The 7,411-nt window shown below is 25.9% G+C and carries 6 protein-coding genes and 2 pseudogenes; all 8 read left to right on the forward strand.

Annotation, left to right across the window (positions count from 1 at the left end; translation table 11 throughout):
- Positions 1–218: hypothetical protein (locus ACRDBA_RS01385; RefSeq protein WP_438571159.1), on the forward strand; the 218-nt coding region annotated here is incomplete at its 5' end.
- Between the two features lie 288 nt (positions 219–506).
- Positions 507–1,220: a LytR/AlgR family response regulator transcription factor gene (locus ACRDBA_RS01390; RefSeq protein WP_438571160.1), complete on the forward strand. Its 714-nt coding sequence runs from the start codon at positions 507–509 to the stop codon at positions 1,218–1,220.
- 320 nt (positions 1,221–1,540) lie between these two features.
- Positions 1,541–2,575, forward strand: a complete 1,035-nt coding sequence (locus ACRDBA_RS01395; protein WP_438571161.1) for a GHKL domain-containing protein — start codon at positions 1,541–1,543, stop codon at positions 2,573–2,575.
- 890 nt (positions 2,576–3,465) lie between these two features.
- Positions 3,466–3,888: pseudogene (locus tag ACRDBA_RS01400) on the forward strand (FtsX-like permease family protein); the annotation flags it as partial.
- An 81-nt stretch (positions 3,889–3,969) separates the two neighbouring features.
- Positions 3,970–4,146 (forward strand): annotated as a pseudogene (locus ACRDBA_RS01405) (IS1595 family transposase); the annotation flags it as partial.
- 155 nt (positions 4,147–4,301) lie between these two features.
- A complete protein-coding gene (lnu(P), locus tag ACRDBA_RS01410; RefSeq protein WP_022071788.1) occupies positions 4,302–4,802 on the forward strand; it encodes a lincosamide nucleotidyltransferase Lnu(P) in 501 nt (166 codons plus the stop codon).
- Positions 4,803–5,015: 213 nt separating this feature from the next.
- A complete protein-coding gene (locus ACRDBA_RS01415; protein WP_438571162.1) occupies positions 5,016–6,386 on the forward strand; it encodes an ABC transporter permease in 1,371 nt (456 codons plus the stop codon).
- 27 nt (positions 6,387–6,413) lie between these two features.
- Positions 6,414–7,076, forward strand: a complete 663-nt coding sequence (locus tag ACRDBA_RS01420; protein ID WP_438571163.1) for an ABC transporter ATP-binding protein — start codon at positions 6,414–6,416, stop codon at positions 7,074–7,076.
- The last annotated feature ends 335 nt before the right edge of the window (positions 7,077–7,411 follow it).

Raw genomic sequence — 7,411 nt, forward strand, 5'->3', positions numbered from 1 at the left:
TTCTTATGATAAGTAAGCTGCAGGTGTTTATTGATGGAAATAAAAGAACTGCATTACTTTCAGCAATACATCATTTAGCTTATTCTAAGCAGCCATTATTAATGTTCTTCAGTGATTTTACGCAGGAGTATTTAAAGTCTCTTAAGCATTTTTATGAGACTGGAGACAATGAGCCTGTTTCTGGTGTCTTATATAAGCAATTAGATATAAATAGATAAGAGTTCCATAAAAAATGTTATATAAACCTTAGAAACACCTCTTGTTAGCTATCAATATCAATGATAGTTAACAAGAGGTGTTTAACTGTATATGATCCATTATCATTTGATATGAAGTCGTAGGATAGAAGATGTATGAAGGGCTATTATAATCATATTTGGATGATATAAAATTGTTTTTAGATAGTTGTATAACAAATATTCATAACATACTACATTGAAAATTTATAGGAATAAATGATATTCTTAAATATACATTTATATTTGAAATTTATATAGGAGAAAACTATGATTAAAATAGCAATTTGCGAAGATGAAAAGATACATCAGGAGTTATTAACAGAAAATTTAAAGAAGCTATTTAGGGAATTATCTATTGATTATGAAGTATATATATTTGACTCAGGAGAACAATTATTAGAAAATTATCCTGAGAATATAGATATATTTTTACTTGATATACAAATGGATAAATTGAGTGGTATGGATATAGCCAGAAAGATAAGAACAATTGATAAGAATACTGTAGAAATAGTATTTACAACTTCACTTATAGAATATATTCAAGAAGGGTATGAGGTAAGGGCATATAGGTACTTATTAAAACCTATAGAATTTGAGGATATAAAAAAGCATATTACAGCTTGTATCGAAGAAATTCATATGAAAAAAGATAAGTATTTGGTTATTAGTAATAAGCATGATAATTATAAAATTAGAATAGATACTATCCTTTATATAGAAGTTCAAAATAAAGATATTACTATACATACAATAGACAATAACTATGAGGCGAAAATGAGCATGAATAAAATAGAAAAAGAGCTTAAAGAGTATAGTTTCTTTAGGTGTCATAAGAGTTTTTTGATTAATATAAATTTTGTAGAAAATGTAAAGCAATACACAGCTATACTTGAAAATGGGCAAGAAGTTCCAGTAAGTAGATATAAGTTTAAGGAATTTAAGACAGCATTTCTAAAATCATTAAGGAAGGTTTTATAATGAATGAAACATCAATAATTAAACTAATTGATATAACAAACTCAGTGATATATTTAGTAATATTTTTCCTAATGATTTATAAAATTAAACTTAGAAAAAATATTGAAAAAAATACACACTACATTGTAGTAATTATACTTACGATACTTATATTAGTATCACCAAAATTTAAGGATATTGTAATTATAAAATATAATATACTTGAAGGTTTTTTATTAATGCTTTTATATAAGGTTGTATTTGAAATCTCATATAAAAGCTCCTTACTATATGGTTTTTGTTTTTCTTTTTTATATAGCATATTGGGTCGTATAATTTACATGTTTTTAATGAGTTTTGTGTTTGATAAAGTGGTTGATTACAGTCCATTGAGATATCATTTAATAATCTCAATAATGCTAAATAGTATTTTATTGTTATTGCTTAAATATTTCAAACAAATTATTAATGCAGATTTAAATGTTAAATATTATATGTATATTGGTTTAACATTAATTATAAACGGAATAAGTATATTATTTTTATTTATATCAGGAGAGTACATAAATGATTTATATAAAATTATGGAGTATTCTAATACTATTCCAAGGATAAGTGTAATTCCTTACATTCAAACTATTCAAAGTATAATACCTGCTACGATGGTATTTTGTAATGTTCTTTTAGTAATTATTATAAATAATTTAATAAAAGGTATGAGAGCTAAGTCAGAGTTAGAATCTATAAATAATAAATTAAGTATGCAATATAATTATTACTTGAACATTGAAGAATCACATATGAAAGTTAGAGAATTATATCATGATATAAAAAATCATTTAACATGCATAAAAAAAATTGAAAATGAAGATGTAGATAACTATATAAAAAGTATAAATGAAGAGTTAAAAGACTTTGAAACGAGGTTTAACACAGGTAATAGAATACTTGATATTATTTTGAATGAAAAAAGTATAGATTGTAGTAAGAATGATATTAAATTTTTATGTGATATAAACTTAAGAAAATGTGAATTTATTCAAATGATAGATGTATCATCTATATTTTCTAATGTATTAGATAATGCAATAGAAGCATGTGAAAAGGTAACTCAGGATAGATATATAAAACTACGTGGAGTGATAGTAAAATCATATTTTATTATTACGTGTGAAAATTCAAAAAGTAATAAACTAAAATTTAAAAACAGTAACTTGATTACAAGCAAAGGAGATAGGTTCCTTCATGGTATAGGTTTACAGAGTATAAGGTCATCTATAAAGAAGTATGATGGAGAATTAGAAGTTATTGATGGAGATAACAATTTTATACTAAACATATATATACCTCTACAAAATTATCCAAAGTGTACTTAAAATATGACACTTACGTCGGTATGATTACCACTTGCGAAAATCTATTGAGTCAAAAAAATAAAGGTGTTATCTTTGAAACATAAAAGATAACACCTTTATTTTTTATTTACACATAATTGTTAAACTTCATAGATTAGGGAGGTAAGAATATGAATATGATATTTACATTGTTAAGGGGATATACAGTAAAAAATATAAAGAAATTTTTAATAATGATTTTTGCAATAGCAGTGTCTACTACTATAATTTTTGGAACTACAGTAGCAAGGCTTAGCCAATCAAAATATGTTTCTGATGAAATCTACAAACAAAGTCCAAGTTATCAAATAGAGGTTGGAAATATAAGTAAAGAAGATTTTGAAACAATAATAGAAGATGATAACGTAAAAAGTTCAGTGCTTAGAAAATATTACGGAAACTTTAGTTATAATGAGCAATTATATGTATTGGAGGAATATAGTGAATCTTCATTTAAAAAATTAAAACATACTATCAATAGTGGTAGATTTCCAAAACAAAAGGATGAAATTATAATTAGCAATAATTTATTTAAAGAGTTAGACTCACAAAATAAATTAAAGTTAATTGATACACCATCAGGTACAAAAGAATATGAAGTTGAATTAAGTTACTCAAAAGAATATATAGACAATTTGAAGGAACATCAAGTAGTTAATCAAGTTCATAAATTTAAAATAGTTGGAACTTATAATATGACTGACATAATGGAGAAGTCATCAGAAGGAAATGGAATATATATTTATAAAGATTTTGAATATCCTAAAGAACTAGTTACATATAACGGATTCATTAATCTAAAGACTGGATTTAAAAATGTACAAACTGAAATAGATAAATTATCTCTTAAGCTTGATTCAGGAGAATTAAATATGCAGAGTAACAAGGCATTAGCTGCTGCAAAAGAAGACAGTCAGTCAGCATTAGGTGGTTTTGATTTATTTGATACAGGTACGATAGTTGCATCTGTTTGTATAATATTTAATGTATTTAACATAATGATGAAAGAACTTGTTAAGGAAATCGGCTTATTAAGGGTTGTTGGTATGAGTAAGAAACAATCTTTATTAATATTCATACTTAAAAATACATTGGTATTATTATTAGGATCATTAATTGGATTTTTCGGTGGATATGTACTTGCAGAAGTTATGATAAAGTATTTTAACTTAACAAGTGGATTTATTAATGTTTCCAATGCACCAATTTATATAAGTAAGGGGGCTATATTTAAGACTCTTAAATTAACTACATCAGTGTTAGTAATATCAACAATATTACCAATCATAATAACTCTAAAATCTTATCCAATAAATATGATGTCTGGTAGACTAAGAAATCCGTTTAATGTTTTGGCTATGTTAGCTAACTTTGTGTTTAATGGTGTATCCACAAAATATATCAATAATTATTTGGCTTGGTTTAAATTTCTACAACTAAGTAAGAAAAATAAAAAGAATGACCGAATTAAAGATATGCTAGTGAATGTAGCTACTAAGGATACTTATGTAACTAGAGCCACTATTAGAAATAGATTCATTGAGTTAATATAAAATAAGGAACTTTACTTAGAATTAATGAAATCATTTTATAATTGGAAAATAATTGAATACTTGGTATAATATAATTAAGTTCACAATTGTTATATAATGTGAAGTGAAGATATTATTAATATTATATATAAATAGAAATTTCTAGAGGTGATAAAGTGATTGGAATAAATGATGCTTGTGAAATATTGAGTTGGGCATATAATAATAATATAGAAATATGGTTAGATGGTGGTTGGGGTGTAGATGCTTTACTTGGAAAAGAAACACGTCAGCATAATGACATTGATTTATTTGTAGAAGAAAAAAACTATAATAAATTTATTGAAATAATTAAAAATAAAGGATTTAATGAAATTGTAGTGGAGTATACAAGTGAAGTGCATACTATTTGGTCTGATAATAAATTACGAATTATTGATTTACACATGTTTAAAGATAACTGTGATGGAACCATATGTTATGAAGGCGAAGTTTTTCAAAAAAATATATTCGATGGTGTTGGAAAAATAGGAAATATTATGGTTTCTTGTATAAATGCTAAAAATCAAGTCTTATTTCACTTAGGGTATGAATTTGGAGAAAGTGATATTCATGATGTAAAATTATTATGTAAAGAATTTAACATTCCGATACCTAAAGAATATGAAAATTTTTAAATTAGCGATAAATTATAATCTGTAGATTTAATAATATTACTATATCACGAAGAATTTATAATAAGTCATAAAAACAACCACATCTTATAATTCAATGTATTGAAAAGTCTAAGGCGTGGTTGTTTTTATGTCATATCTATCACGAAGATAGCTAACATAGCCAATGTTTTTGATGAAGTTTTTAGTAAGCTAAAGATTTATAGAAAATTCAAAATGTTATTTTCAAGAATTATTATAAAGATAGCTAAATTAGTAAAAGTAAAAAATATATCTTTTAAAAATAATATAGTAGTTAATCTAGCGCTAAGTAATTCAAAGAGGAATAGTATATATATCTTAACTACAGCAATTATTGTTGGTATGGCAGGGTTGTATGGAGTACAGCAGTTTATAACATCTGAGCAAGGAGATAGTATAGGTGATCCATTACTTCAAAGATTAGGAGACTACAATATAGATTTAACGTACAAGGGTATTAGTAAATCTGATGAATCTCTTATTTCACAAAATGACTTAGATAACATATCCTATCTTCCTGGGGTTTCAGATATTTATACATTTAACTCAACAACGTCCTATACAAAAATGAAAACAAAAGACTTATCAAAGTCCTACAAAAAGAATTTATCTATAAAAGAGGATGATAGAGAAGTCGAAATGAAGTTTGATTTTATAGGGTTAAATAAAGAGGCATTAGCTGAAAATAGCAGTTTTTTAGAAAGTGGTCAGCTATACAATCAAGATAATGATGTGATAGAGGCTGTAGTGAGCAATTACTTCTTGGATCAAACATACACTCATAGCCAGCAAAGATATAGTGAAGGGTTAAAAGTAGGAGATAAGTTGAAATTTAAAGTCTTATCAGACGAAAATGGTGTGAAAAAGTACAATGACATAGAAATTAAAATTGTTGGTTTCTTGAGTACAGAGTGGTTCACAAAAGGAACGTACACTAATTCTCAAACACCAGACATAATTATAGATACAAATGATTATAAAAAGATAACTGGAGATAATAATTTTTCTCAAGTAAAAATAAAAGCAGAAAATCAAGAATTAGAAAATATTAAATCATCTGCTAAAACTATGTTTAAAGATAAAAAGTATATAAAGTACAGTGATAAAGAGACGATAGACCAAGAGCAAGGAACTTTAGTATGGCAAATTGTAGTTAGAAATATAGTTAATTCAGCGATGCTTAGTATAACTGCATTAATAAATATAGTTTTTAGTATAGTAACAAGTATATCAATGAGGAAAAAAGAATTAGGGGTAATGAGAGCAATAGGTTTATCTATAAAAGACCTGAAAAAAATATTAATATGCGAAGGATTAATATATGGAATAGTAAGCTCAATAGTTGGGGTTTTATTTATCCTTTATAAAGGAGCAAGTTGGGTACATTTATTAAAAATGACTGCAAAGTTTCAAGGTATACCATATGATGGTCCATTGTTTATATTCCCTGTAATTCCTACAGTATTATTTATATTAATTACAATGACTATATCTTTAATTTCAGTAATATTTACATTTAGATCTATTAATAAATACAGCATAGTTGATCAAATAAGAGAAAATTAGGGTTAATATGATAAGGAGAAAGAGTATATGAAAAATTTGAGAGTAAAAGATATAAGAAAAATATACGGAGATAATGAAAATAAAGTCAATGCTCTTAATGGAATAGATTTAGATATAGAACCACATAAATTCACAGCAATAATAGGTGCAAGTGGTTCTGGTAAGTCTACATTACTTCATTGTATGGCTGGGTTAGATAAACCTACATCAGGACATATATATTTAGATGATATAGATATATATACTATGGATGATACAAGACTATCTAAAATAAGAAGGGATGAATTTGGTTTTATATTTCAAAGTTTTAACTTAATTCCTGTTATTAAGGTGTATGAAAATATTATAATGCCTGTTTCACTAGGAGGTAAAAAGCCAGATAAAAAGTATATTGATACATTGATAGATAAGCTAGGATTAAGAGAACATATAAATAAGTACCCTAATCAATTGTCTGGTGGCCAGCAGCAAAGGGTTGCTATAGCTAGAGCACTAGCAAATAGGCCATCGGTAATATTTGCAGATGAGCCAACAGGAAACTTAGATAGTAAAACAACCAAGGAGGTTATGGATATATTACATATTTGTGTAAAGGAGCTCAAACAAACTTTAGTAATGATTACACACAATGATGATATAGCACGTATGGCAGATAAGGTTGTAACTATAAAAGATGGTATGATTTATTAGTTAAAAAATATTGAATATGAGATGTAGATTAATTTATATAAAATAAATTTTTCTGCATCTTTTTTTATTAAACAATTAATATTCGACAAACTTTGATAAATAAATTAAAATAGCTTATATGAAAATAAAAAAATTAGTAATGTTATTTATGATTAATATATTGAAAATACTTGATTATATAACTATTATTGAGTTGAAAAAGTCAAGTTTGAGCCGACTAACTTGACGATATACGGTTAAAATATGATTAAATTTTTAATATGAAAGAGACATTTGGAGGAAGACATGAAGAAAAGAGCAGTAGGATATTGTAGGATATCTACATTAATGCAAGT

The sequence above is a fragment of the Clostridium sp. genome, assembly GCF_051654825.1.
Classification (GTDB): Bacteria; Bacillota; Clostridia; order Clostridiales; family Clostridiaceae; genus Clostridium.